Annotated in this window: 23 protein-coding genes and 2 tRNA genes; 7 read left to right on the forward strand and 18 right to left on the reverse strand. The window is 69.2% G+C overall.

From position 1 onward, the window contains the following. Window positions 1–259 precede the first annotated feature (259 nt). Genes Pme01_RS09220 through Pme01_RS09230 form a run of 3 tightly spaced genes read right to left on the reverse strand, consistent with a single transcriptional unit; the run spans window position 260 to window position 3,394 of the window. A complete protein-coding gene (locus Pme01_RS09220; protein WP_168113640.1) occupies window positions 260–1,543 on the reverse strand; it encodes an acyltransferase family protein in 1,284 nt (427 codons plus the stop codon). Beyond that, entirely contained in the window at window positions 1,510–2,478 is a 969-nt protein-coding gene (locus tag Pme01_RS09225; RefSeq protein ID WP_168113641.1) for an NAD-dependent epimerase/dehydratase family protein, read from the reverse strand. Before Pme01_RS09225 ends, Pme01_RS09220 begins: the two co-directional genes overlap by 34 nt. Window positions 2,479–2,494: 16 nt before the next feature. After that, window positions 2,495–3,394 (reverse strand): glycosyltransferase family 2 protein, encoded by a 900-nt coding sequence (locus tag Pme01_RS09230; RefSeq protein WP_168113642.1) that lies wholly within the window; start codon window positions 3,392–3,394, stop codon window positions 2,495–2,497. Between the two features lie 353 nt (window positions 3,395–3,747). On the opposite strand from Pme01_RS09230, the gene Pme01_RS09235 reads away from it, so the two are divergent. Together Pme01_RS09235 and Pme01_RS09240 are read left to right on the forward strand one after the other, a co-directional pair. Beyond that, the gene (locus Pme01_RS09235; RefSeq protein ID WP_168113643.1) at window positions 3,748–5,223 is read left to right on the forward strand and encodes a glycosyltransferase family 39 protein; all 1,476 of its coding nucleotides are present in this window, start codon (window positions 3,748–3,750) and stop codon (window positions 5,221–5,223) included. Window positions 5,224–5,502: 279 nt separating this feature from the next. After that, entirely contained in the window at window positions 5,503–7,140 is a 1,638-nt protein-coding gene (locus tag Pme01_RS09240) for a DUF2142 domain-containing protein (protein ID WP_168113644.1), read from the forward strand. Between the two features lie 70 nt (window positions 7,141–7,210). Here Pme01_RS09240 and Pme01_RS09245 read toward each other — a convergent pair whose 3' ends face one another. Beyond that, window positions 7,211–7,819, reverse strand: a complete 609-nt coding sequence (locus Pme01_RS09245) for a dTDP-4-dehydrorhamnose 3,5-epimerase family protein (protein ID WP_168113645.1) — start codon at window positions 7,817–7,819, stop codon at window positions 7,211–7,213. A gap of 15 nt (window positions 7,820–7,834) precedes the next feature. Then, entirely contained in the window at window positions 7,835–8,704 is an 870-nt protein-coding gene (rfbA, locus tag Pme01_RS09250; RefSeq protein WP_168113646.1) for a glucose-1-phosphate thymidylyltransferase RfbA, read from the reverse strand. Window positions 8,705–8,807: 103 nt separating this feature from the next. On the opposite strand from rfbA, the gene rfbB reads away from it, so the two are divergent. The 4 genes from rfbB (at window position 8,808) to Pme01_RS09270 (ending at window position 12,285) form a co-directional block, all read left to right on the forward strand. Then, window positions 8,808–9,791 carry a dTDP-glucose 4,6-dehydratase gene (gene rfbB / locus Pme01_RS09255; protein ID WP_168113647.1) on the forward strand — a complete coding sequence of 328 codons (984 nt, stop codon included), beginning with the start codon at window positions 8,808–8,810 and terminating at the stop codon, window positions 9,789–9,791. Between the two features lie 142 nt (window positions 9,792–9,933). Continuing rightward, on the forward strand, window positions 9,934–10,299 hold the full coding sequence (locus Pme01_RS09260) for a DUF2304 domain-containing protein (protein ID WP_168113648.1): 366 nt from the start codon (window positions 9,934–9,936) through the stop codon (window positions 10,297–10,299). Beyond that, a complete protein-coding gene (locus tag Pme01_RS09265) occupies window positions 10,286–10,987 on the forward strand; it encodes a glycosyltransferase family 2 protein (protein ID WP_168113649.1) in 702 nt (233 codons plus the stop codon). Before Pme01_RS09260 ends, Pme01_RS09265 begins: the two co-directional genes overlap by 14 nt. Continuing rightward, window positions 10,984–12,285 (forward strand): polysaccharide biosynthesis protein, encoded by a 1,302-nt coding sequence (locus Pme01_RS09270; protein WP_168113650.1) that lies wholly within the window; start codon window positions 10,984–10,986, stop codon window positions 12,283–12,285. The genes Pme01_RS09265 and Pme01_RS09270 overlap by 4 nt, the downstream gene beginning before the upstream one ends. Window positions 12,286–12,290: 5 nt before the next feature. Here the strand turns inward: Pme01_RS09270 and Pme01_RS09275 are convergent, their stop codons facing one another. From Pme01_RS09275 to gyrB, 9 genes are all read right to left on the reverse strand, one after another. After that, entirely contained in the window at window positions 12,291–12,773 is a 483-nt protein-coding gene (locus Pme01_RS09275) for a hypothetical protein (protein ID WP_168113651.1), read from the reverse strand. 220 nt (window positions 12,774–12,993) lie between these two features. Continuing rightward, window positions 12,994–13,314, reverse strand: a complete 321-nt coding sequence (locus Pme01_RS09280) for a GYD domain-containing protein (RefSeq protein ID WP_168113652.1) — start codon at window positions 13,312–13,314, stop codon at window positions 12,994–12,996. Between the two features lie 182 nt (window positions 13,315–13,496). Continuing rightward, a complete protein-coding gene (locus tag Pme01_RS09285; protein WP_168113653.1) occupies window positions 13,497–14,021 on the reverse strand; it encodes a GNAT family N-acetyltransferase in 525 nt (174 codons plus the stop codon). Between the two features lie 362 nt (window positions 14,022–14,383). Further along, a tRNA-Ala gene (locus Pme01_RS09290) sits at window positions 14,384–14,459 on the reverse strand. A 71-nt stretch (window positions 14,460–14,530) separates the two neighbouring features. Continuing rightward, window positions 14,531–14,659 (reverse strand): DLW-39 family protein, encoded by a 129-nt coding sequence (locus Pme01_RS30830; protein WP_239088103.1) that lies wholly within the window; start codon window positions 14,657–14,659, stop codon window positions 14,531–14,533. Window position 14,660: 1 nt separating this feature from the next. Next, window positions 14,661–14,734, reverse strand: a tRNA-Ile gene (locus Pme01_RS09295). Between the two features lie 123 nt (window positions 14,735–14,857). After that, window positions 14,858–15,739, reverse strand: a complete 882-nt coding sequence (locus tag Pme01_RS09300; RefSeq protein ID WP_168113654.1) for a DUF3566 domain-containing protein — start codon at window positions 15,737–15,739, stop codon at window positions 14,858–14,860. A 3-nt stretch (window positions 15,740–15,742) separates the two neighbouring features. Further along, the gene (gyrA, locus tag Pme01_RS09305) at window positions 15,743–18,202 is read right to left on the reverse strand and encodes a DNA gyrase subunit A (RefSeq protein ID WP_420850485.1); all 2,460 of its coding nucleotides are present in this window, start codon (window positions 18,200–18,202) and stop codon (window positions 15,743–15,745) included. A 186-nt stretch (window positions 18,203–18,388) separates the two neighbouring features. Next, window positions 18,389–20,347, reverse strand: a complete 1,959-nt coding sequence (gyrB, locus tag Pme01_RS09310) for a DNA topoisomerase (ATP-hydrolyzing) subunit B (RefSeq protein WP_168113656.1) — start codon at window positions 20,345–20,347, stop codon at window positions 18,389–18,391. Between the two features lie 515 nt (window positions 20,348–20,862). On the opposite strand from gyrB, the gene Pme01_RS09315 reads away from it, so the two are divergent. Beyond that, window positions 20,863–21,420 (forward strand): hypothetical protein, encoded by a 558-nt coding sequence (locus Pme01_RS09315; protein ID WP_168113657.1) that lies wholly within the window; start codon window positions 20,863–20,865, stop codon window positions 21,418–21,420. 8 nt (window positions 21,421–21,428) lie between these two features. Here Pme01_RS09315 and Pme01_RS09320 read toward each other — a convergent pair whose 3' ends face one another. The 4 genes from Pme01_RS09320 to gnd are packed head-to-tail and all read right to left on the reverse strand — an operon-like array spanning window position 21,429 to window position 25,964. Further along, window positions 21,429–23,456, reverse strand: a complete 2,028-nt coding sequence (locus tag Pme01_RS09320; RefSeq protein WP_168113658.1) for a hypothetical protein — start codon at window positions 23,454–23,456, stop codon at window positions 21,429–21,431. Then, window positions 23,399–24,022, reverse strand: coding sequence for a DciA family protein (locus Pme01_RS09325; RefSeq protein ID WP_168113659.1), 624 nt, complete (start codon window positions 24,020–24,022; stop codon window positions 23,399–23,401). The genes Pme01_RS09320 and Pme01_RS09325 overlap by 58 nt, the downstream gene beginning before the upstream one ends. Then, the gene (gene recF / locus Pme01_RS09330) at window positions 23,955–25,091 is read right to left on the reverse strand and encodes a DNA replication/repair protein RecF (protein WP_168113660.1); all 1,137 of its coding nucleotides are present in this window, start codon (window positions 25,089–25,091) and stop codon (window positions 23,955–23,957) included. The genes Pme01_RS09325 and recF overlap by 68 nt, the downstream gene beginning before the upstream one ends. Further along, window positions 25,092–25,964, reverse strand: coding sequence for a phosphogluconate dehydrogenase (NAD(+)-dependent, decarboxylating) (gene gnd / locus Pme01_RS09335; protein WP_168113661.1), 873 nt, complete (start codon window positions 25,962–25,964; stop codon window positions 25,092–25,094). Window positions 25,965–25,997 lie beyond the last annotated feature (33 nt).

A 25,997-nucleotide genomic window follows, 5' to 3' on the forward strand; every position in this document is an offset into this window, starting at 1 on the left:
CTGACCGGAAGGGATGGGTTGGCGCGCGTGGGATCCTCGACAGGTTGACGCCCCGGCGGACCGGCGCCCTCGCTAGGACCTGGCCCACCCGTTCCGGACAGGGCCCCTTTCCAGCGATGGCCGTCTTCACGCGCCCGGACCAGTTTTTTGCCCGAGAAGCCAATCGTTGCGAATCGGCTACGGCGTGCGCGGTCCGGCACCGACACGAGAGGGGGCCGGGCTCATCGAGCCCGGCCCCCTCTCAGTGCGACCGTGGTCGCTAGGCCTTCGTGCCGGCCGGCAACAGCGCGGGATCCTCGGCGCTCGACTCGGTCGAGTCGGCCTTCTCGGCCGACCGGCCGGCCGGCCCACCCCGGCGCAGCCGCGGCGTCCAGCCCTTGAGCGACAGGGCGTGGCGCTCGACCAGGTGCCAGGACAGGTACGCGGCCACGAACGCGGCGATAACCGAGATCGTCGCGAACGGGATGTAACCCCAGCGGTTCCAGCCGAGACTGGCGAAGACCTGCTGCCCGACGAAGCCGTAGATGTAGATCCCGTACGAGTAGTCGTTCTTGCGGCCGACCCAGTGCAGTTTGCGCGGCATCCGTACCGACAGCCAGACCAGCAGGTACGCGAAGGCCGGCAGGCCGAGTACGAAGAAGCCGCCGGTGACCAGCGTGCCGACGAAGGCGATCGCCGAGGCGATCCCGAGGCCGTCGTGGACCGGGATCCGCTCCCGGTACAGGTCCATGACCCCACCGAGCAGGAACAGGAATCCGAGGTAGACGATCCACTGGAAGGACAGCCCGCCGAGCAGGGGCGCCACCGAGGTGCTGTAGCTCCCGGTCACCGGCCCGGTCCAGCTCGAGGACTCCCAGTAGTCCATGACGATGATGGCGTAGGTCCCGACGGTGAGGACCACGACGAACCGTCGCGCGTTCTGCAGGACGCATGTCACGGCGAGCATGCCGATGACGATGTAGCAGAGCATCTCGTACGCCAGCGACCACAGTGCGCCGTCGAAGACGCTCGTGTTCGTGTGGCGGCCCCAGGGCGTCGTCGAGGCCAGCAGGTCGTGGATGCCGAACTGGCGCAGCCCCGTCCACATGTTGGCCCAGATGTAGTTGAACGGACCGCTGGGGCCGTGCCAGAAGCCGTTCAGGTTGCCGTGCTCACGCAGGGCGACCAGCGGTGCGACGACCAGCGCCGTGACCGCCAGGCAGACCCAGAGGGCGGGCAGGATCCGCAGCGCCCGGTGCCAGGCGTACCGGCCGATCGAGGTCCGGCGCGCGCTCCGCGTGATCAGCATTCCGGACAGGACGAAGAACCCGTACACCGATAGGGTGCCGACGTTCGTCTGCCGGTTGAACAGGTAGTAGCCCAGATCGTGCGCGCCGAAACCGAGCGGCTTGGAGTGCGAGAGCACGACACCGATGGCGAGCAGCAGGCGGACCAGGCCGATGCCGTTGTCCCGCCCCGAGTACAGCTCCGCGAGGGTGCCGCGTGACTTCGTCAACGTGAGGCCGCCCATCAGCTGCGGGCGTTCTCGGCGTGGTGCTCCCACAGCTCCTTCATCCCATCACTGAGGTCGCCTACGGGCGACCATCCGAGCAGTTGGCGGGCCCTGTCGATGCGCATCTGCTGCCACGTCGACTCGGTCGGGGCCGTCGGCGGCGCCTCGACCAGTTCGGTCGGTACGCCGCTGACCTCGATCAGCAGCCGTACCATGTCACGCGCGCTGGTCGCCCTACCCGTTCCGATGTTGAACACCCGGGCCGGCAGCTCGGGAAGGGCCGCCACCGTCGTGATCGCACGGACGACGTCGGAGAGGTTGACGAAGTCGCGCAGAGACCCGAGCGGCCCCATCTTCAGTACTGCCGGCCGGCCCTCCTGGTGGGCCTGCCAGAGCTGCTCCAGCACCACTCCGAGCAGGCTCACCCGGGGCTGGCCCGCGCCGGTGACGTTTCCGATGCGCAGCGAGACGCCGTCGACGATGCCGCGCCCGGCCGCCTCGATCACCGCCTCGGTGCAGCGCAGCTTCAGCTCGGCGTACGTGTTGACCGGCTGGGCCGGCGTGTCCTCGTCCATCGAGACGCCGACGGGGACCAGGCCGTACTCGTGGACACTGCCGAGCTGCACCAGCCGCGGCGGCTCCGGCAGGGCGGCCGCGGCCTCGATGACCCGCTCCACGAGGGTGAGGTTCGCGGCGACCATCTGCTCGTCGGTCAGGCCCCACATGCCGCCGGCGGCGTTCACCACGACCCGGACGTTCTCCTCGCGGAAGACCCGCGCCACGTCGTCGACCTCGGCGTACGCCAGGTCGAGCGGCCGGACCCGGTACCGGTCGTCCGGCCTGGGCGCGCGTCGCGCGATGACGACGACCTCGTAACCGAGGTTGTCCAGCGCCCGGCACACCGGACGGCCGACGAACCCCGTGCCGCCTAGTACGGCGACCCGCCGCCCGTTACCGACCTTGAGTACGGAATCCACCGAGTCCATGCGGTCTTTCCCCGTCTCAGTTCGACCGGCTGCTGGGGCCGAACGCGTGCCGGGTGAGCTTGCGGACGCCGTCCATGTGCCCGGCGCGGACGGCCGCCGGCAACAGGGTGGCAGCGTGCAAGCGCGACGCCACGTACCAGTGCGCGGCGCGGGCCGCGCGCGGCCAGCCCTGCGCCGTCATCTGCTCGTTGGCGTCGAGGAAGTAGTTGCGCGCCTCGGTGAACCGGCTACCCGACAACGCGGCGGCGGCGGAGACGCTCACCGTGTGCCGCCGGTACTGGAAGCAGACGGTCGAGTCGACGACCATCTGCTCGCCCTCCTTGATGAGATCGATGACCAGGGCCAGGTCCTGGATGATCTTCAGGTCCTCCCGGAGCTCGACCTTCCGGAGGGCGTCGGTACGCCAGCAGATGGACGGCCAGTAGAACCAGCAACCGCGCAGCAGGCTGGTGGCGAGCTCCTCGCCGCCCATCAGCCGCCGGGTCTGCACCTTGGGCGCGTACAGCCGCCGCTTCACCTGGTCGGCGAGGGTATTGATCACGTGGCCGTCACCGTCGATGATCTCGACCCCGGGCTGGATCATGCCGACGCCCGGGTACTCCGCCAGCGCGGAGCGCACCACGGACAGATAGTTCGGAAGCATGATGTCGTCGGTGCCCATCATGACCAGGTACTCGTGCTCGGCGAGCCCGATGCACTTCTGGTAGTTCCTGGTGACACCGAGGTTGTGCTCGTTGCGCTGGTACCGCACCCGGTCGTCGCCCAACGTGGCGAACCACTCGGGCACCCCGGGCTCCTGCCCGTCGTCGACGACGGTGAGCCGCCAGTCCGGGTCCGACTGCGCCAGCACACTACGGACCGCCGCCTGCATCAGGGCGACGTCGCCGTAGTACGGCAGCATGATGTCGAACGTCATGACGACTGGCCAGACCTATCCGCTTGGAGAGCCGCTACGGGCAGACGATAACCCGGCGACCCTAGCAAGGTCCCGAGATGCGTTGCAACGCCGACGTATACCGGTATGACCTTGCTGTCCGGACTTGCACGACCCCGTTCGAGGCTGCGCGGCGGTGATGACGATCCGGTCCCCGGCGAGTTGACACAACGGCTCAGGGAACACCTAGCTTCCGCTGCCGCACTATCCTAGGCTTCCCGCAGCCTAACCCGATAGATCGGACCGCATTGTCAGACGACGCCGTCACAGTCGTCTCGGACCCTCCCGGCTCCGAGTCGGACCGTGAGCCGCCCCCGCCGCGCGAGCAGCCACTGGTGATCCGGACGCTCCGCGGTGTCTGGCTGTGGCCGTCGCTGTTCATGGCGGGGATCGCGCTGTGGCGCATCCGGTACGCGGAGATGTGGCAGGACGAACTCGTCACCATCAGCGTCATCTCCCGGTCGACCCGGCAGATCCTCTCGCTGCTGGCGCACGTCGACGCCGTGCACGGCACGTACTACCTGTTCATGCACTACTGGGTGCAGGTCTTCGGCGACGGGCCGCTCGCCGTCCGGTTGCCGTCGGTGCTGGCCATGGTCGGCGCCGTGGCGTGCGTCGCCCTGATCGGGCAGCGACTGTTCGGCCCGATCGCCGGCATGGCCGGCGGGTTCGTGCTCGCGATCGTCCCCTCCGTCACCAGGTTCGCGCAGGAGGCCAGGTCGTACGCCCTCGTGGTGCTGCTGGTCTCGCTGGCGACGTTGCTTCTCCTCCGGGCGCTGGGACGGACGACCGTCACGGGCTGGGTGGGGTACGGGGTGTGCCTGGCCCTGATCGGCTGCCTCAACCCGGTCGCGCTGTCGGTGGTGGCCGGCCACCTGATCGGCATCCTGGCGACGACAGGCCGGGGCGCCCGCCTGCGGACCGTCGGGAAGTTCAGCCTGGCCGCGGTGCTGGGAGTCCTGGTCGCCGGCCCCGTCATCTACCAGGGGACGCAGCAGGCCACCCGGCAGATCAACTGGATCAACCTCGAAGCGCGCGAGGTCTGGGTGGTGTGGCCGCGGACCTTCGCCTCCGCCTGGGTGGCGTGGGCGGTCACGGTGCTGCTGGTCGTCGCCCTGATCGCCTACCGGCGGCGGGCGGCCTTCGCGGCCGCGGCGGCCCTGGTGCCGCTGCTGGTGATCTGGCTCGTCTCGCTCGGCGACCTCAACTACTTCTTCTCCAAGTACCTGCTCTTCGTCGTCCCGCTGTGGGCGGTGCTGGCGGGCGCGGGACTGGCCGCGGTGCCCTGGAATTCTCCGGCGCTGCGTGCCGCCGTACCCGCCGTCGGTCTGCTCGTCCTGACGGCGATGGCGATCCCCGGCCAGAAGGCCATGCGCGGCGCCCTGTCGCACTCGTACTACACGTATCCCGACCCTCGCGTGTCGGAGCCCTACGCATACCGGGAAGCGGCGTCAATCATCGCCAAGAAGTACCAGCCGGGTGACGCCATCGGCTTCCCTCTACTGCCGAAGGTCTGGTGGTTCATGCATGACAAGGGCGTCTTCTACTACCTGCCGCAGAATGTCTTGCCGCACGCCATCTTCCTGGAGAAGTCGGCGGCCCAGAACGACGAGCTGTACGCGACCGAGTGCCCCGTACCGGAGGAGTGCTTCGGGAACGAGCAACGGATCTGGGTGGTCATCCCGTACCACACGGGCAACGCCGTCGGACAGTTCCCCGACGAGCAGCGGAAACTTCTCGTGCCCGGCTACACCCAGGTGTACGCGGAGTTCCCGCCCGGTCTGACTGTCGCGCTGCTGCAACGCCAATGACCGCTCCGCGGGCAGCCTCGGACAGCCGTCACACCCGCTCCGGATCGTGGTGCGGGGCCACGAAACCGCGGCGGCGCCGGAGCGGTCGATCGCGGCGAAACCCGCGCGGTGCGTGACCGTCGTGGTGGTCCCGGTGAGGTCATGCCGCCAAGCGTCTGACGCGCGCCGGGATGACCGCCCAGCGTAGTATCTGCCGGGATCGCCTAGCGCTGGCAGGACCGTCAGTGCGTATCGACAGGGGCTGGTAGCACTGTGAGTAAGGGATTGCAGACTTCCCGGTTGAAACCAGCCGGGGGTCGCAAGCAGTGGATCCTCGTGTTCCTCGGCTTCTTCCTGGTCTTTAGCGCATGGTCGGTGGCCGCACCGTACGACGCTCCCCCGGACGAGGTGCAGCACGGAATCCGCGCCGTCGGTGTCCTGTCCGGTGAGATCGTGCCGAAGCCCGCGCAGATCATCTGGGGCGTCAACAACGCCGGCGCCGGCGCCTACCAGCGCGTTCCCGAGGGCCTGTTCCACCCCGCGAGATGCTGGGGCTTCTACCCGGACCAGCCCGCCTCGTGCCAGGAGCCGCTCAGCGGCGGAAAGCTCATCGACGCGCCCACCAGCGCGGGCCGCTACAACCCCCTGTACTACGCCGCGGTCGGACTGCCGCTGAAGCTGTGGCCGAGCTGGGGCGGCCTCGTGCTGTCCCGCCTGATCAGCTCCGCGCTCTCGGCCGCGCTGCTGGCCTGGGCGTTCATCTCGCTGCTCCGCTGGTCGCGGTACGGCCTCATGCTCGCCGGCCTGCTGGCGTCGGCGACGCCGATGCTGGCGCACCTGGCAGGCGCGGTCAATCCCAACGGCCTGGAGATCACGGCCGGCATCGCGCTCTTCTGCGGCGGCATCCCGCTGCTGCTGGGCGCGCCCGGCAGCCGATCGAAGTCTTCCCTGGTATGGCTGGCCGGGACGGGCGCCGTGTTGTTGGCACCGCTGCGCTCACTGGGCCCGCTGTGGCTCGGGTGCGCGCTGGTCGCCCTGCTCATCCCGCAGAGCCGCACCCACCTGCAGCACCTGTGGAGCCAGCGGCTGGTACGGCGGTGGACGTACGGGATCGCCGCGTCGCTCGCCTTCGCGGTCGCGTGGGTCTTCATCTCCAAGGCCGGTGAGCTCGTGCCGCCCGCCGACGGCCGGTTCCACTACGGCCTCGCGCAGGCAGCCCTGATCTACTTCGCCAGCTGGGAGATCTTCCTCCAGGGCATGGTCGGCGTCGCGGGCTGGTTCGACATCTTCATGCCGTTGCCGTTCTACTGGATGTGGGTCTGTCCGGTCGCCGCGCTGGTCATCTTCGCGCTGACGGTCGGCACCTGGAAGGACCGTTGGCGGTTCTTCGTGCTCTTCCTCGGCGGCTTCGTCGCCCCCGGCATCCTGCAGGTCTCGCAGGCGAACGTCACCGGCTTCATCATCGGCGGCCGGTACATGCTGCCGTTGCTCGTCGGCATGCCGCTGCTGGGCGCGTACATCGTGGAGCGGCGGATCCTGAACGCCAAGCAGTCGCACTCCATGACGAAGCTGTTCTGCCTGCTGCTCGTCCCGTCCCACCTGGTCCTGCTGATCTACGCCATGGTGCGGTGGCAGCGCGGGGCCTACCGGGGGGCGCACCCGCAGCCGGGCCTGGGCCGGCTGAACCCGTTCGTCGGCAGCTGGCACCCCCCGACCGGATCCGTCCTGCCGCTGGTGGCGATGGTGATCGGGCTGGCGGTGCTGACGGTCATGTTCTGGCGGGGGCCCGCGCTCGCGGCCGCCCTGGGCGACCCCGAGGTCGAGGCCGGTCAGGAGGGCGCTCCCGCGCCCGAGGCGACGGCCGAGCGCCGCGCCGACTCCACGGACGGCGTCTCGTCCGAGGACCCGCGGGTACCGCTTCCGGACCGCGTCTCCTGAGGTCTGACGGCAAAGAGTAAGCCGCCCGGAGGTTCGCCTCCGGGCGGCTTATGTTTATGCCACGTCTTACTTATTGCTGCTCGGTCACCCGCAGCGAGGCGTAGAAGTCGACGCAGTCGCGGTAGTTCGGCAACAGCCCGCTGTCGATCGCCTCGGCCAGGCTCGGCGCCGCCGCGTCCCGCGCCGACAGTTGCGGCACGTCGGCCGGCCACTCGATGCCCAGGTCGGGGTCGAGCGGGTGTACCGCGTGCTCGCGGGTCGGCGAGTACGTCTCCGAGCACAGGTACGCCAGGGTGGCGTCGTCGGTCAGCGCGCAGAACCCGTGGCCGAGGCCCTCGGCGATGTACACGGCGTGCCGGTCGACGTCGTCGAGGCGCACCCCCTCCCAGCGCCCGAAGGTGGGCGAGCCGACGCGCAGGTCCACGATGACGTCGAGGACCGCACCGCGTACGCACTGGACGTACTTGGCCTGGCTCGGCGGTACGTCGGCGAAGTGGATGCCGCGCACCACGCCACGGGCCGACACCGACAGGTTGCCCTGTGCCAGCCGCAGCGGGTGCCCGACCGCCTCGGTCAGCTTGTCGTGCCGGTAGAACTCGCCGAACAGGCCGCGCGGATCACCGTGCAGCACCGGGATCACCTGGTAGGCGCCGTCGATCGACAGGGGAAGAATCTTCATGCCCGGATCTCTTCGCTAGTACGGCTTGTCGAGAAGGTCGAGGAGGTACGTACCGTAGCCGCTCTTGACCAGCGGCCCGGCCAACTCGCGCAGGTGGGCGGAGTCGATGAGACCGGTCCGCCAGGCGACCTCTTCGATGCAGCCGACCTTCAGGTTCTGCCGTTCCTCGATGACCCGGACGAACTCGGCGGCCTGTACCAGCGAGCCGAACGTGCCCGTGTCCAACCACGCGGTACCGCGGTCGAGAACCGTCACCCGAAGTTCGTTCGCGCGTAGATAAGCGTCGTTCACCGCGGTGATCTCGAGTTCGCCCCGGGCGCTCGGTCGCAGCCCACGCGCGATGTCGACGACCCGGTTGTCGTAGAAGTAGAGCCCCGGCACCGCGTACGGCGACTTGGGCTTCTCCGGCTTCTCCTCGATGGAGATGACCTTGCCGGCCTCGTCGAACTCGACGACCCCGTACTCCTGCGGGTTGGAGACGGCGTACGCGAAGACCCGGCCTCCGCTGATCGCGGTGTTCTCACTGAGCTGACGGCCGAGGCCGACGCCGTGGAAGATGTTGTCACCGAGGATCAGCGCCACGGCCTCGTCCCCGATGAAGTCCGCCGCGATCACGAACGCCTGCGCGATGCCCTCCGGACGCTCCTGGGCCGCGTACGTCAGCGTCAGCCCGACCTGCGAACCGTCGCCCAGCAACCGCTGGAACTGCGGCTGGTCCTCAGGAGTCGTAATGATCAGAATCTCGGAGATACCGGCCATCATCAGGGTAGACAGCGGGTAATAGATCATTGGTTTATCGAAAACCGGCATGAGCTGCTTGGACACGGCCTTGGTGATGGGCCATAGTCGGGAGCCGGTACCGCCCGCGAGCACTATTCCACGCACCGCGCCAGCTTAGACGGCGCCCGACACACCGGGAAAACGGCGGGTTCGCACGCGTCGGACGCACAGCGCACGGGTCGAAGTGGGGCGCTATAGTCCGGTACTCATGAGAATCCTCGTCACCGGTGGCGCCGGCTTCATCGGGTCTCACTTCGTGCGGACCGTCCTGGCTGGAGAGCGCGCCGGAATCACCGACGCCACGGTGACCGTTCTCGACAAGCTGACCTACTCCGGCAACCGGGCCAACCTGGACCCGGTCGCGGACCACCCCGGCCTTACCTTCGTCGAGGGTGACATCTGTGACGAGGGTCTCGTCGACGACCTGGTCGCCGGTCACGACGCCATCGTCCACTTCGCCGCGGAGTCGCACGTCGACCGCTCGATCCACGGCGCCAAGCCGTTCGTGGTGACCAACGTGCTCGGTACCCAGACGCTGCTGGACGCGGCCGTCCGCCACGGCACCGGCCGGTTCCTGCACGTGTCGACCGACGAGGTGTACGGCTCCATCGAGACCGGTTCCTGGCCCGAGGACTGGCCACTGGCGCCCAACTCGCCGTACTCGGCGTCCAAGGCCTCGTCCGACCTGCTCGCGCTGGCCTACAGCCGCACCCACAAGCTGGACGTCGTCGTCACCCGCTGCTCGAACAACTACGGGCCGTACCAGTTCCCCGAGAAGGTCATCCCGCTGTTCGTCACCAACCTGATCGACGGCCGCAACGTCCCGCTGTACGGCGACGGCGGCAACGTCCGGGACTGGCTGCACGTGGACGACCACTGCCACGGCATCGCCCTGGCGCTGACCGGCGGTCGCGCCGGCGAGGTGTACAACATCGGGGGCGGTACCGAGCTCACCAACAAGGAGCTGACCGGCCTGCTGCTGGAGGCCTGCGGCGTCGGTTGGGACCGGGTCGACTACGTGGCGGACCGCAAGGCCCACGACCGGCGGTACTCCGTGGACATCACCAAGAGCGCCAACGAGCTGGGGTACCAGCCGCGGGTTCCCTTCGACACCGGCCTGGCCGACACGGTCCGCTGGTACACCGAGAACCGGAACTGGTGGGAACCGTTGCGGGCGAAGGCCGGGTTGTGAACGGCCCGGTTCTGGTCAACCCGTCCGCCACGGTCGGTACGGACCTGACGGGAGACGGGCCGCGGGCCATGGCACCATGTGACGAGACGCTCATCGATGCTCCGGCACCGCCGGGATCCCTCAGCTCGCGGAAGGCATCCGCATGAAGCTCAACGTCCTGACCGCGATAGTCGGTCTCGCGCTGCTGCTTGTGATCTTCGAACTGCTGCGCCGCCGCCAACTGCGCGAGAAGTACGCCGTGCTGTGGATCGTCGTCGGTCTCGGCGTGGTCCCGCTCGCGGTGTTCCCCCGGGGTCTTGACACCTTTGCCAAACTGATCGGGGTCGCGTCCGGAGCCAGCCTCGTGCTGTTCCTCGGCGTGCTTCTCCTCCTGGTCATCTGCACCCACCTGAGCTGGGAGACGAGCCGGCTCGAAGAGGAGACCCGCACCCTCGCCGAGGAAGTGGCACTCATCCGCACCCAGCTCGCCGAGCTGGACTCCAGGGAGCTCAGCAATGACGAGCGATAAGCGCGTCCTGATCGTCATTCCGGCGTACAACGAGGGCGAGTCGATCGCCAAGGTCATCGCCGAGGTCCACGCCGAACTCCCGGGCTACGACGTGCTGGTGGTCGACGACGGCTCCACCGACGACACTGCCGCTGTCGCCCGTGCGGCGGGCGCGAAGGTGACGGTCCTCCCGTACAACCTCGGGGTCGGCGGGGCGAGGCGCCTCGGCTACCTGTACGCCCTGCGCAACAACTACGACGTCGCGGTCCAACTGGACGCGGACGGCCAGCACGACCCGCGCAACGTTCCGCTGCTGATCGACGCGCTGGAGACCTCCGACCTCGTCATCGGCGCCCGGTTCGCCGGCGAGGGCGAGTACCACGCCCGCGGCCCCCGCTGGTGGGCGATGAGGCTGCTGTCGTTCGTACTCAGCAAGATGGCGGGCACGAGGCTGACCGACACCACCTCGGGCTTCCGGGTGTGCAGCCGGCCGCTGATCGAGGGGTACGCCCGCTGGCTGCCGGTGGAGTACCTGGGCGACACCGTCGACACCGCCGTGTGGGCCATCCGCCACGGCTACACGGTGAGGCAGGTACCGGTGGCGATGCGGGCCCGGATGGCCGGTACCCCGAGCGCAAACCCGCTCAAGTCGACGGTGTACCTGCTTCGCTCGATGATCACCCTCTTGCTGGCCCTCGTCCGCAAGTGAAGCGTCTGCTGCGGGCGGTACCCGCCGGCACGATTCTGGTCGGCGGTGGACTGGCCGTCCTCGGGCTGGCGTCGTACGTCCACCTCGCAGTGGCCGGTCACGCCCTGAAGGACGCTCCGGCCGCCTACTCGTCGGTGTCGGTGCTGTGGGCGCTGGTCTTCTCGGTCGGCATCGGTCTGTTCCTGCCGGTCGAGCAGGAGGTCTCGCGGCTGGTCGCGGCCCGCGCGGTCGCCGGCGAGGGCGTCGCGCCGGTACTGCGTACCGCCTGCCTGTTCGCCGGCGGCATGTTCGCGCTGCTCGTGGTCGTGCTCGGACTGGCCGCGGGCCCGCTGTCCCGGCTGCTCTTCGAGGGCGACCGGCTGATGGTGGTGGCGCTCTGCGGCGCCCTGGCCGGGTTGGCCTGCGAACACACGTCCCGGGGCGTCATGTCCGGGCTCGGTCGCTTCGGCTGGTACAGCGCCCAGCTCGGCGTCGACGGCGGCCTGCGGATGGCGATGGCCGCCGGGCTCGGTCTGGCGGGCGTCCGCTCGCCGGTGGCGTACGCGCTGATCCTGGCAGTGGCGCCGCTGGCCTCGGTGGTGCTGACCCTTCCCGGCGCGCTACGCGGCCTCGGCTCCGGCGCGCCCGTGACGCTGCGCGCGCTGTGCCAGGGTCTGGGCCTGCTGCTCGCCTCGAACCTGCTGATGCAGGTCATCGTCAACATCGGCGTCATCAACGTCAAGCTGCTCTCCCCAGGCGACACCGCGTTCGCGGGCTCCCTGCTGAACGCGCTCCAGCTGGCCCGGATGCCGCTGTTCGTCTTCGCCGCGCTTCAGGCGTCGCTACTGCCGGCGCTGACACGCGCGCTCGCGAGCGGGGACATCCAGGGGTACCGCCGGGTCCTGATCCGGTCGGTCGGGGTGGTCGTGCTGCTCGGCGTGGCCGGCGGGGCCTTCGCCATCGCGGTCGGCCCGGACCTGGTCCCGCTCCTGTTCTCGCAGCCCGACGTGCTGGGCCGGGCGGGCTTCGCCTGGCTGACGGCCGGCACGCTCGCGTACATGGTCGCCAGCGTGGTCGGTCCGGCCGTCGTGGCGCGTGGCCGCCACGCGGCGCAGACCCTCGGCTGGCTGGTGGGCACCGCGGTGCTCGTGGCGATCACGCTCGGCCCCGGGGATGTCCGCCTGCGGGTCGAGCTGGCGTTCGCGATCGGTTCGCTCGTGGTGATCCCGGTACTGGCCCCGTTCGCCTGGTCGCGCCACGCGGCGCCGTCGCCGTCCGGTACGCAGCCGGTCGTGGCGGCCGGCGCCAAGGCCGACTGACGCGGTCAGCTTCCCCCGGACGGGCTGTTGGCGGGCTCCGGTGACGAGCCGGTCGGGCTGGCTACCGGCGCCGGAGCCACCGGACCGGACGTATCCGACGGCTGGGTCGCGGGTACGGGTGCCGGCGCGACGGTGGTCGGCTTGGGCGCGCGCCGTGGCGCCGCCGGAGCGGGAGCCGTAGGCCGCCGGGTCGTTGCCGGCTGCGGCGCGACCTTGGGCAGGCTCGCCGGAGCACTGGTACTGGCGACCTGCGTGAGACTGGGCGACGGAGCGTCCGAGGCGATCGCCGGAGCCGACGGCGCGGGATCGGCCGGGAGAGCGTCACCGGGCGGGGCGCTCTGCAGGCCGGCCCTCGCCGGCGGTTCGGACATCGCCATCGCGTCGGGTACGAGCCGCGTGACGCCGGCGCCGCCCAGCAGGAGGCCGGTAGCCAGGTACCCGACGACGAACCAGCGAGATCGCGGCCTGCGGTGTCGGCCTACCGGCATCCGTACTCCTACCCAGACGTCTTCATCGCGCGGTGAATGTCATGATCATCCACCTTTGTACGCGACGTCCGCGTCCGAGCCGGGCCTGACGGTCAATATCGGTACAAAAGTCCAAGTGGCCGTCGTCGTTCTGCCGGCGCAGGACGACGTTCGGCCGCGTCGCCCCCGGAAACCGGCGTCCGGTTGTGTCCGGAACAGTCCGACAGCGTCCGATGGCGGTTCAGGCGCCGGGCGCGCGGTACTCCACGTTCTGCTTGGCCGCCTGGTCGACCTCTGCCGGGGTCAGCAGCACCGCGGTCTGGGTGGTGGCCCCGCCGGACGCGCCGATCACGAGAGCGACGGCCGCGGCGGCCTTGTTGTCGGGCAGCTCGCAGATCACGTACGTATCGGGCTTGCCGAAGCCGAAGTCGAACGACTCGAGGCGCCCGCCGACACTCTCGGCCATCCTCCGGACCGCCTCGACCCGCCCGCTGCCACCGTCCTTGAGCAGCCCGCGGAGGCCCTCGTTCGTGTAGGTCGCCTGGATGAGGAACCTGGGCATCGAGATCACCCCCTTCAACCCAACCTAGGTTCCCGGGGCGTACCGGCCGAAACGGCCGCTGGGGCAGTCGACCGAAATTCCTCAGAAGGCCGGCTCGCCAGGTCCGCCCTCGTCGGAGTGGACGGCCGTACGGAAACCGCTCCACCTCGGTCCGAGGCCGGCGATCGGACCGGAGCCCCTGCCTAGCGGAGTTCGCCCCTGAGCAGACCCATCGTGAACATGTCGTACCACCGGCCGTCGCGTCGGAAGACCTGACGCAGCCGGCCCTCCTCGACGAAGCCGACCTTCCGGTAGAGGTGGTGGGCACCGTGGTTCTCGGTCACGACGGTCAGCGTGATCTTGTGCAGGCGCATCTTCTCGAACCCGTACCGGCAGATGGCCCGCATCGCATCGGTGCCGTAGCCGCGTCCCCAGTACTCCTTCTCGCCCAGATAGATGTCCAGCTCGGCGCATCCGGTCTCCGGTTCGGCGTCGCGTAGGCGAACCAAGCCGATGAGCGTTCCGTCGGCGCGGACCTCGACCCCGTAGAGCACGTCACCGTACGCGTTGCGCGGCTGCTCCTCCATCCGCTTCCTGACCTGGGCCAGTGACTGGGCATAGCCGTCGCTCATCCAGCGCATCACGTCGGGGTCGTGGTTCCACCGCCATAGCGCGTCGGCGTCCGATGGCTCCATCGGCCGTAGCGTGACCAGGTCTCCGGGCACCATGTCGGGCTGCCTCTCCAGTGCGTCGTGATCGCGTACAGGACTCGGCAGTGGTAGCACAGGCTCAACGTCGCGCTCAACCGATTAGCTGCCCGCTTACGTTTCTACTGGTGGTGGACACGGTGGCTGGACGAAGATGCGCCGCGGCTGGAACAACTGTCAGCGTGGTTTATCCACAGACGCACAGTGGCGGCACAGCGCGAGTCTGGCCGCCATTTACGTCGGTAAGCAGACCTACACGAGCCGCCCGAAATAGCGGCTGTACGTGACGACCTGGGGGCACGAGACGACCGACACAGGCGACCCCGGAGTGGATCGCAGCGGCCATTGTCTGTAGTTGACGCAAGATCAAAGGATGTTCTTGCTGGTGGAGACGAGGGGACTCGAACCCCTAACCCCCGCCTTGCAAAGGCGGTGCTCTGCCAGTTGAGCTACGCCCCCGGGTACTCCCGCGGCACCGGGTCAATTATCACGGCGTCGCCACGCCGAGGATAGCCGGGGACGGCCGGAAGCTATCGCAGATCAGGTGCGGTGGTGGCCTCGTGCCACAGGGCCCGCTCCTCGTTGGCGGAACGGACCTTCTTCGCGATGACTGCGGCGACGCCGAGAACACCAGCGAGGATGATCAGCTTCTTCACCATGTGGGGCTAGCTGGAATCGAACCAGCGACCTCAGAGTTATCAGCTCTGCGCTCTAACCGACTGAGCTATAGCCCCTCATCCTCCGCTGCGGTCTCCCGCAGCGGTGCGACGAGCAAGGTTACCGCACCCGTCTCGCGGATCCCAAACCGGGTACGCCGCACCTGACTTGAGCCTGGCGGCGCGGCGTACCCAAGGAAATCACTCCTTCTCGGCCAGCGTCAGTTCAATTCCACCGACGAGGTCCGAGCACACGTTGTAGATGAACGCACTGAGCGTCGCGAGGGCCGTGAAGAGCACGACGTTGACCAGGCCGAGCAGGCCCGAGCCGACGATGATGCCCTTGGCCGTGATCTTGAAGGTGTTCTTGCTGTCGCCGCCGGTGGCACCCACCATCTCGCTGAGCGCCTTGTTGACGCTGCCGACCACGCCCATGGCGTCGAGCGCCATGTAGAGCACCGCGGTCGCGACCACGCCAACGATGAACAGTACGAACGACACCGCGAACGAGAACTTCATGACCGACCACGGGTCGACCCGCTTCAGGTACAGGCGGGCACGGCGAGGACCGCGGCTGGCGGCCGCGGCCACGGTGGTACGGGCACTGCGGATCGCGGCGCCGACCCGGCCGCCGGGGCCACTAGACCCCGGACCGCCGACCCGGCCACCGGTCTTGATCGGCTGCGTCGCGAGCCCGGGGCGAGTGACCGAGGCAGCGCCCCGGACGGTCGCGCGGGCCACGGCAGGGGCGCCGGCTGCGACCAAGGTCGAGTCGGCCCCCTCCCCCTCCTCTGACGCGTCGTCTTCGTCGTCCGAGGACGGCTGGATGGCATCGGGCGGTGGTGCCATGCCCGGTGCCCGGGTGAACTTGGGTACTGAGGCGGAGCCGGTCGCGGTCGGCTTGGTCGAGCCCTGAGAGTCCGAGTCACCCTCGGACTTCTCACCTGGCACGGTCGCGCGGCCGACCACAACGCCGGTGGCTTCGTCTTCGCCGGTGCTGTCGTGATCAGGGGACTCGGAGTCAGCCTCGGCCGGCTTGGTGGCCGGTCCAGCCTTTCCCGACTTCGCCTGGGTCTCTGGCATTAATTATTCCTGTTCGTCCGGCTCGTCAGCGTTGCGAGCAATCGCGACGAGGGTCACGCCATCCGGCAGGTCCATCAGCTTGACCCCCATTGTGTTCCGATCCCTCGTCCGGCGTACAGGCTTCACCGGAGTTCGGATCACCCCACCGTTAGAGGTGATGGCGAACAACTCGTCGTCCGGACTAATGACGACCGCACCCACCAGGCCCCCGCGGCGAGACGTGATTTTAGCTGTGAGGACGCCCTTCCCCCCGCGCCCCTGGACCGGATACTCCTCGATCGGTGTCCGCTTCGCGTAGCCGCCATCCGTGGCGACCAGCACGTCCATACCCTCCCGCACAACTTCCATAGCTAGCAACTCGTCGCCATCCGTAAAACGCATCCCGATCACGCCCGAGGTCGCCCGGCCCATCGGACGGAGGGCGTCGTCGTTGGCGTTGAACCGGATGGCCTGCGCCTGCCGGCTGACCAGAAGCAGGTCCTCGTCGGGCGCGACCAGTGCGGCGCTGACAAGTTCATCATCTTCACGCAAGTTGATGGCGATGATGCCACCCGAACGGTTGGAGTCGAACTCATCGAGCCGGGTCTTCTTGACCAGGCCGTTCTTGGTCGCGAGTACCAGGTAGGGGGCCACCTGGTAGTCCGGGATCTGGATGACCTGGGTGATCTTCTCTTCCGGCTGGAAGGCGAGCAGGTTCGCGACGTGCTGGCCCCGGGCGGTGCGGTTGGCCTCGGGAAGCTCGTACGCCTTGGCCCGGTACACCCGGCCCTTGTTCGTGAAGAACAGGATCCAGTCGTGTGTGGAGCACACGAAGAAGTGGCTGACGATGTCGTCCTGGCGCAGGCCGGCGCCGTTGACGCCCTTGCCGCCCCGCTTCTGCGAGCGGTACAGATCGGCCTTGGTGCGCTTGGCGTACCCGGTCCGCGTGATCGTCACGACCACGTCCTCGCGGGCGATGAGGTCCTCCATGGAGACCTCGCCGTCGAACGGCACGATCTTGGTACGCCGTTCGTCGCCCCACTTGTCGACGATCGCCGCGAGCTCGTCGGAGATGATCTGCCGCTGCCGCTCCGGCTTCGCGAGGATGTCCATGAGGTCGGCGATCTCGATCTCGATCTTCGCCAGCTCATCGACGATCTTCTGCCGCTCCAACGCCGCCAGGCGCCGCAGCTGCATGTCGAGGATCGCCGTCGCCTGGACCTCGTCGATCGTCAACAGCTCGATCAGTCCGCTGCGGGCCTCATCCACTGTGGGCGAGCGACGGATCAACGCGATGACCTCGTCGAGCGCGTCGAGCGCCTTGACCAGACCGCGCAGGATGTGCGCGCGCTCCTCAGCCTTGCGCAGCCGGTAGCGGGTACGCCGGACGATGACCTCGATCTGGTGCGCCACGTAGTACCGGACGAACTGTGCCAGGTTGAGGGTGCGCGGCACCCCGTCGACCAGCGCGAGCATGTTCGCGCCGAACGTCTCCTGCAGCTGGGTGTGCTTGTACAGGTTGTTCAGCACGACCTTGGCCACGGCGTCGCGCTTGAGCACGATCACCAGGCGCAGACCGGTGCGGCCGCTGGACTCGTCGCGGATGTCGGCGATGCCGGCGAGCTTGCCCTCCTTGACCAGGTCGGCGATGCGCTCGGCCAGGTTGTCCGGGTTGACCTGGTACGGCAGCTCGGTGACGACCAGTTGCGTGCGGCCCCGGCTGTCCTCATCGACGTCGACAACCGCGCGCATCCGGATCGAGCCCCGGCCCGTGCGGTAGGCGTCCTGGATCGGCCCGGTACCGACGATGAGGCCGGAGGTCGGGAAGTCGGGACCCTTGACGATGTTGATCAGCTCGTCGAGGGTGGTCGCCTCGTCCACCTCCGGGTTGTCGAGGCACCACTGCACCGCCTGCGCGACCTCGCGCAGGTTGTGCGGCGGGATGCTGGTCGCCATACCGACCGCGATACCGCTCGATCCGTTGACGAGCAGGTTGGGGATGCGCGAGGGCAGGATCGTCGGCTCCTGCGCCCGGCCGTCGTAGTTGGGGACGAAGTCGACGGTCTCCTCGTCGATGTCCCGCAGCATCTCCATGGCCAGCGGGTCCAACTTGGACTCGGTGTACCGCATGGCGGCCGGCGGGTCGTTACCCGGCGAACCGAAGTTACCGTTGCCGTCGACCAGCGGGTACCGCAGCGACCAGGGCTGCGCCATCCGTACCAGCGCGTCGTAGATCGACGCGTCGCCGTGCGGGTGGTACTGACCCATGACGTCACCGACCACACGGGAGCACTTCACGTACCCGCGCTCGGGCCGGTAACCCGAGTCGTACATGGCGTACAAAATCTTGCGGTGGACCGGCTTGAGGCCGTCACGGACATCGGGCAGTGCCCGACCGACGATCACGCTCATCGCGTAGTCGAGGTACGAGCGCTGCATCTCGACCTCGATGCCGACCGGTTCGATCCGGCCGCGCAGCCCGATCGCACCTTCTGGGCCGTCAGCCGCCGGGGTGAAGTCCTCGCCGTCCGGACCCGTACTCTGCGTCACGCGTCATTCCTTACTAGTCATTGCGTCCGATTGTCCGCTGTGGACAACCGGCTGTGCTGTGGAAAGTCTCAACGGCGCGGGCCGACGGACGGCGGCCACGCCGCCCGTCGGCACGGACACCTAGATGTCGAGGAAGCGCACGTCCTTGGCGTTGCGCTGGATGAAGCCGCGCCGCGCCTCCACGTCCTCACCCATGAGCACGCTGAACAGTTCGTCGGCGGTTGCCGCGTCGTCCAGGGTGACCTGGCGGAGCGTGCGGGTGTCCGGGTTCATCGTGGTCTCCCACAGCTCCGGGTAGTTCATCTCACCCAGGCCCTTGAACCGCTGGATGTCGTCCGGCTTCGCGTTGGGCTTGGTCTGCTGGCGCGCCAGGATCAGGCCGTCTCGCTCCCGGTCGGAGTACGCGTACTGCGCGTCGTCGCCCCGCTTGTTCCACTTGATCTTGTACAGCGGAGGCGCGGCCAGGTAGACGTGCCCCAGCTCGACCAGCGGCCGCATGAACCGGAACAGCAGCGTCAGCAGGAGGGTGCAGATGTGCTGGCCGTCGACGTCGGCGTCGGCCATCAGCACGATCTTGTGGTACCGGAGCTTCTCGATGTCGAAGTCGTCGTGGATGCCCGTGCCGAGCGCCGTGATCAGCGCCTGCACCTCGTTGTTCTTGAGGACACGGTCGATCCGGGCCTTCTCGACATTGAGGATCTTGCCCCGAATCGGCAGGATCGCCTGCGTCTTCGGGTCGCGCCCCTGCTTGGCCGAGCCGCCGGCCGAGTCACCCTCGACGATGAACAGCTCGGAGACGCGCGGGTCGGTCGACTGGCAGTCGGCCAGCTTGCCCGGCATCGAGCCGGACTCCAGCAGAGACTTGCGCCGGGCCAGCTTGCGAGCCTGCTGCGCGGCGATCCGGGCCCGGGCCGCCTGGGAAGCCTTGGTGATGATCATCTTGGCTTCGGCCGGGTTGCGGTCGAACCAGTCGACGAGCCACTCGTTGCAGACCTTCTGCACGAAGCTCTTGGCTTCGGTGTTGCCCAGCTTGGTCTTGGTCTGACCCTCGAACTGCGGGTTGGCCAGCTTCACGGAGATGATCGCCGCAAGACCTTCCCGGATGTCCTCACCGGAGAGCTTGTCGTCGGTGCCCTTCAGCAGCTTCTTGTCCGCGCCGTACTTGTTGACCACGGTGGTCAGCGCCGAACGGAAGCCCTCTTCGTGGGTGCCGCCCTCGTGCGTGTTGATCGTGTTGGCGAAGGTGTAGACACTCTCGCCGTACGACTCGTTCCACTGCATGGCGATCTCTACCGAGATTCCTTCGCCCTCGCCGGCGAACTGCACCACGGTTTTGTGGATGGGGGTCTTGGTCTGGTTGAGATGCCGGACGAAGTCCGCGATGCCCTCCTTGTAGCAGAAGGTGACCTCCCGCGGAGCGGTCTCCGCGCCGTCGGTCTGTCGCTCGTCGCGCAGGGCGATCGTCAGGCCGCGGTTGAGGAACGCGTACTCCTGGATCCGGCGGTAGATCGTCTCGAACTTGAACTCGGTCGTCTCGAAGATGCTCGGGTCGGGCCAGAACGTGACCGTCGTACCCGTGCCCTCGGTCGGCTCCACCTGGGTCAGGGGGCCTTCTGCCTTGGTGTTGCGGAACGACTGCCGCCACAGGTGGCCGGCCTTCTTGACCTCGATGTCCACCCCGGTGGACAGGGCGTTCACGACGGAGATACCGACACCGTGCAGACCACCGGAGACCGCGTACGCCTTGCCGTCGAACTTGCCGCCGGCGTGGAGCATGGTCAGCGCCATCTCGACGCCCGACTTCTTGGTCTTCGGGTGGATGTCGACCGGGATGCCGCGGCCGTTGTCGATGACGCGCACCCCGCCGTCGGGGAGGATGGTCACCTCGATGGTGTCGCAGTAGCCGGCGAGGGCCTCGTCGACGGAGTTGTCGACGACCTCCCAGACCAGGTGGTGCAGGCCGCGCTCACCGGTCGAGCCGATGTACATGCCGGGCCGCTTCCGGACGGCTTCCAGGCCTTCGAGTGCGGTCAGTGACGCCGCGGTGTAGTTGTCCTGTGGTTCGTTCGGCGCTGCCACCCTGGGTCACTTTCTCGCCCTACGACGACTGGGCCGTCGTCTTACCGGGCGGGGGTCATGCGAGCACGCCGCCTGATCAGCACGTGGAGGCCCGTTTCACACGCCCTCGGGCGGTGTCGGCGGACCTTGCCGTGCCGACCACCGCGGCGTGCGCGCGGATTGCTGTGTCGGCTGAGTCTTACGCTCAATCCTACCCGGCGCGACCGACACTTCTGCCCTCTGGGCACGTTTCTCAGCGCCTCAAATCGCCGTAGCGGCCCGAACGGCTCTGCCCGCAACTCCCCCTACACGCTCTGGGCGGAGGCGGGCGCCGCGCACCTGTGCGGGGCGTCGGGCAGAACTTCGGTGGCGTCGTGATCGGTCGTCGCCGGGGACGCGTTGCGTCCGTACTTATACCTAAACGTCGGGCTCTGTGGCTGAAATTCCCTCGTCGAGGGTCGCGCGAACGGGTCGCCGTGCCGTATGTTCCCCGCGCGCGGCCTTGCGTGTGCCGCGCGCACGGGAGGTGAGGCGGGATGGGGCTGGACAACGTCGCGGTGCAGTGGCCGCGAACCGGCCGCTTCTACGACCCGGTGGCGCCGGCGGAGTTCGTCGACTTCGGCGATCTGATCGACAAGGTCCCGGACCTGCCGGGCCCCGCCGCGGCGCTCGCCGACCACATCGCCAAGACCGGAACGCTCCGGGCCACCGGCTACACCGAACTCGTCGATCTCCTACTCGGCCTCGGCGGCGTGCTCTACGCCACGGAGGCCGCGTCCGAGGACGAGGACCCGGTGATCGACCCCGACGGGTGCGCCTGGATCGCCGGCGGCCTGGAGCGGTTCGTCGACGGCCACCGCGAGCTGGGCGAGGAGGTCACCTTCGAGACCGTCGCCACGGTGCTGCGCGCCGCGCTGGAGGGTTCCCGCCTGGCCGACCAGCAGCTCAAGTGGCTGGACGGCCGGCTCGACGCGCTTCGCGACGATTCCGGCGAGCCGCCGCAGTGGAGCTTCACCCGTACCGAGCTGCAGATCCTCGCCGGCTTCTACCGTCGCTGCGCCGACCGCGGCTTCGCCGTCTACGCCGACTACTGAGCCGACCGTTACCCGGTGACCCGCGGAGCCGGTAGCGCCTCCCGCGGCATCGGGTTGCGCCCCGGCACCGCCACGCCGTACCAGTCGTAGATGATTTCCAGGCGCCACCCCGGCGGCACGAAGTGCCGGCACTCCTCGGCCGGCGCCGCGCACAGGATCGCGTCGACCGTGCCGGCCGGCGGAGCCGGGTGGTGCGGCAGCACGCTCTCCAACGGCACCAGCTCGGCGTCGGGAAGCATCAGCCACCACGGATACTCCCACTGGTCACCGCGGATCACGAGCCCCACCCGCCTGGCGCCGGACGCGCGTACCTTCTCGGCGGCCCACTCGTAGAAGGCGCGGTTGCGGGGTATCCGCGCGAAGCGCTGGTCCCACTCGTCCCGCGACAGCACCGAGTTCTGGCCGACGAGCGGGCGCGGCGTTCCGGCCAGGGCGGCCCAGTACCCGTGGAGCAGCCCGGCGCAGACCACGACAGCGAGGGCACCGGCGACCAGGCGCAGCCGCACGCGGGGCACCCGGATCGCCCCGAGGCGGGGCAGCGCCCAGCCGACCAGTGGCGCGCCGAGGATCAGGGCACTGCCGACGAGCCGGTTGCCCCACGGCTGCCACTTCACCACCACCGCGTACAAGACCAGGACCCCGAGCACGGTCAGCGCGTACGCCCGTACCCGCCCCGGCACCCGCCGGGCGGCGACCGCGCCGGCCGTGGCCAGGAGTACCAGCGCCGACTGCACCGGGTACGGCGAGTGGTCCTCGTCCGGCCACCAGCGCGGGTTGGGGTACCGGGCCCTGCCGACCGTGATCGCCCGGTCCTGCGGGTCGACGCCGATCGCGTGGGCGAACCCGATCACCCCGTCGGCGACGGCCTTGTTTATTGCCGGTACCGGTACGACCAGCGTCGAGGCGGCGATGCGCGCGGCGTTGACCAGCAGCGCGGGCGGGTCGTGGCGCTCCAGCGCGAGGCCGTCGCTCTGGCTGGGCGGACCCAGCGGGCTGCCGAACTCGGCGTTCACGCGGCCCAGGTACGGCCCGGCCAGCACCCCGATCAGCACGAGGACACCGAGCGTACCGGCGGCCGCGTGCAGGACGGCCCGCTGACGGAGCTGGGACAGGCCCCAGAGGAGCAGGACCGGCGCGACGGCGAGCCAGCCGGTCGGCTTCGTGACGACGACCAGGCCGGCCGCGGCCCCGATACCGACGACCGCCGGCAACCGGCTGCGCCGGCCGAGCTCGTCGACCACCAGCGTCGCCGTGCACACCACCCAGGCCGCGACGACCAGGTCGTTCTGGGTACTGGTCGCCTCGAGCACCACCATCGGCGCGCTCGCCACCGTGGCCGCGGCGAGCAGCTGACCGAGCCGCCCCACCCCCAGTTGGGCGGCGATCCGCGACGCGGCGAGCGCGCAGCCGAGCGCGGCCGACCACTGCACCAGGTTGTACAGCCCGTCGCCGCCGGTGAGCAGGCGGAGGTGGAGCAGCAGGTACTCGGCGCCCGGTGCCAGTACCACCTGGGGCAGCATCAGCGTCGGGTACAGCGAGACGTCGTGCTGCGCCACCCAGTGCTCGATCTTGGGAAGGTGGTAGTAGTTCGAGTCGTAGTTGTTCGGGGCGCTGACGAGCGCGAGGAAGAGCTCGACGCCGGCCAGGACCGCCAGCGCGGCGAACAGCAGCCGCTCCACCGGTGACGCGGACCGGGCCCGCTCCCGGAGCGCGGACCGGAGACAGGCACCGTCACGCCGGCGACGCAGGAGCGCGAGTACCGCCGAAGCGGCGAACCCGACCAGCCACAGTCCCACGATCGGCGCCGTCGTGACGGCGTGGACCGCCGACAGCACCTCCACCCCCATGATCGCGAAGGCGCCGACGGCCACCCCCGCCCGGACGGCGGCCAGCCGCAGTGGCGCCGTGGCGGCGGCGCGTGGGCGCAGCGCGTACCCGGTCAGGACGACGGTCGCGACGGGAAGCAGGGCGCCGAGCATCACCCGTACGTGTCCCGGGGCCCGCGCCCGCGCACCCGCCTGGGTCCGCGGCTCCACGACGGCGCAGCCGGCCCGTGGATGTGAAGCTTCGTCACGACCCCGTTCCCGATCTCGCCGGCGATGCGGATCAGCAGCTTGGCGGCGAGCAGGCGCAACTGGGTGGCCCAGGCCGTGGACTCGGCCTCGACGGTCAGCTCACCGTTCTCGAGCTTCACCGGCCGGCAGTGCCCGGCGACGTCTGAGCCGACCACCCGCTCCCAGGCCCCGAACACGGTCGCCTCGGCGGTCGGGCGCTGCCAGCCGCGGGCCTTCACCATGCGGGCCAGGACCGAGGCGAGCGGCTGCGGGTCACGCGGATCGGGGCCGGGACCGGAGTAGCCACGTAACCGGCGTCCGCCCTCGGTACCCGTACCGTCGCCCGAATTGCGGCGCCGGGTCGGGCGGGACGCCTCCCGTCGCACGCGGGCCGCTTCCAGCGCGGCCCGGGCCAGTTTCGGGCCGGTGAGATCCTCACCGGAGGGCTGTGATGAACCGGACGGCGGTGACCGGTCCGCGTCATCCGACACGCCGCACCTCCCCGTTCCCGACCTCGTACCGTGTCCCTCGCAGGGCGGCGGGCACATCCGCCTCGACGGCACAGGTGACCAACGTCTGACTGGAGTCGGAGACCAGCTCTGCCAGCCGCTCGCGACGACCCGCGTCCAGTTCTGCGAAGACGTCGTCGAGCGCGAGCACCGGCTCGATGCCCTCCGAGCGGAGCAGATCGTACGCCGCCAATCTGAGTGCGAGCGCGTAGGACCACGACTCCCCGTGGCTGGCGTACCCCTTGGCCGGCACGTCTCCCAGCGTGAGCGTCAGATCGTCGCGGTGCGGCCCGACCAGGGTCGTGCCGCGCTCCACCTCCGACGCCCGGGACGCCTGCAGCGCCTCCCGGAGCCGCTCTTCCAGATTCTGGACACTCAACGGTGCGACAGAACCGTCATCCGTCCACGATGCCGAGTAGCTGAGCTGCGCGCTGCCCCGGCCGGCGCTCACCGCGTCGTAGGCCTTGGCCACCAGCGGGACCAGGGCTGCGACCAGCTCCAGCCGGCCCGCGAGCAGCTCGGCGCCGTACTTCGCCAGGTGCACGTCCCACACGTCCAGCGTCGACAGGTCACCGCGGCTGCCACCGCCCCGCTTCGCCAGGTACGAGGTCCGCAGCAGCGCGTTGCGCTGCTTGAGTACCCGGTCGTAGTCGGCCCGCACGCCGGCGAAGCGCGGCTGGCGGAGCGTGAGCAGCTCGTCGAGGTACCGGCGACGCTCGCTCGGGTCGCCCCGTACCAGCGCCAGGTCCTCCGGCGCGAACAGCACCATCCGCAGCGCGCCGAGGACGTCCCGCATCCGGGTGACCGGGGAGCGCCCGAGTCGGGCCTTGTTCGCCTTGCCCGGCTCGATCGACAGCTCGATCAGCAACTCCCGGGCGTCCTGGACGACCGCGGTGCGGACCACCGCCCGCTGCGCGCCCACCCGTACCAGCGGCGCGTCGGTGGCGACCCGGTGGCTGCCGAGCGTCGCGACGTACCCCAGGGCCTCCACCAGGTTGGTCTTGCCCTGGCCGTTGCGGCCGACGAACACGCACGGGCCCTGCTCAAGGTCGACGGCGACGCGGGGGTAGTTGCGGAAGTCGACCAGTTCGAGCTGGCGTACGTACACCTAATCCTTCTTGAACGCGTGGCCGCCGAACTGGAAGCGCAGCGCGGCGATCGCCTTCATCGCCGGCGAGTCTTCCTGACGGGAGGCGAACCGGGCGAACAGTGACGCGGCGATCACGTTCATCGGCACCGCGAGGCGGATGGCCTCCTCGACGGTCCAGCGCCCCTCGCCGGTGTCCTCAGCGTACCCGCGGATGCCGGACAGGTCGGGGTCCTCCTCGAGCGCCCGGTCGAGCAGGTCGAGCAGCCACGACTTGACGACGGTGCCCTCGCGCCAGGACTTGAACACGCCGGGCACGTCCTCCACGTACTCGGAGGCGCGCAGCAGCTCGTACCCCTCGGCGTACGCGTGCATCAGGCCGTACTCGATGCCGTTGTGCACCATCTTCGCGTAGTGCCCGGCTCCGACACCGCCGGCGTGGACGAAGCCGTACGGGCCCTCCGGCTTGAGCGCCTCGAAGATCGGCATGCAGCGCTGTACGTGCTCGTCGGCGCCGCCGACCATCAGGCCGTACCCGTACTCGATGCCCCAGACGCCGCCGGAGACCCCGACGTCGACGTAGCCGATGCCGCGCTTGCCCAGCCGCTCGGCGCGCGGCCGGTCGTTGCTGAACCGCGAGTTTCCGCCGTCGATGATGATGTCGCCCTCGGACATCGTCGCGGCCAGCTCGTCGATCGTGGCCTCGGTGACGTCGGCCGGCACCATGACCCACACGACCCGGGGAGCCGCGAGCTTGCCGACCAGTTCCTGCAGGCTCGCGACGTCGGAGACTTCCCGGTGGTGGTCATAACCGACCACCTCGTGCCCGGCGCGGCGTAGCCGTTCGCGCATGTTGCCGCCCATGCGGCCGAGGCCGACGAGACCGAGTTGCATGTCTTCTCTCCCAGGATGGATCGTCGCCGCCCC

It is taken from the genome of Planosporangium mesophilum, from assembly GCF_016863255.1.
In the GTDB taxonomy this organism is placed as follows: domain Bacteria; phylum Actinomycetota; class Actinomycetes; order Mycobacteriales; family Micromonosporaceae; genus Planosporangium; species Planosporangium mesophilum.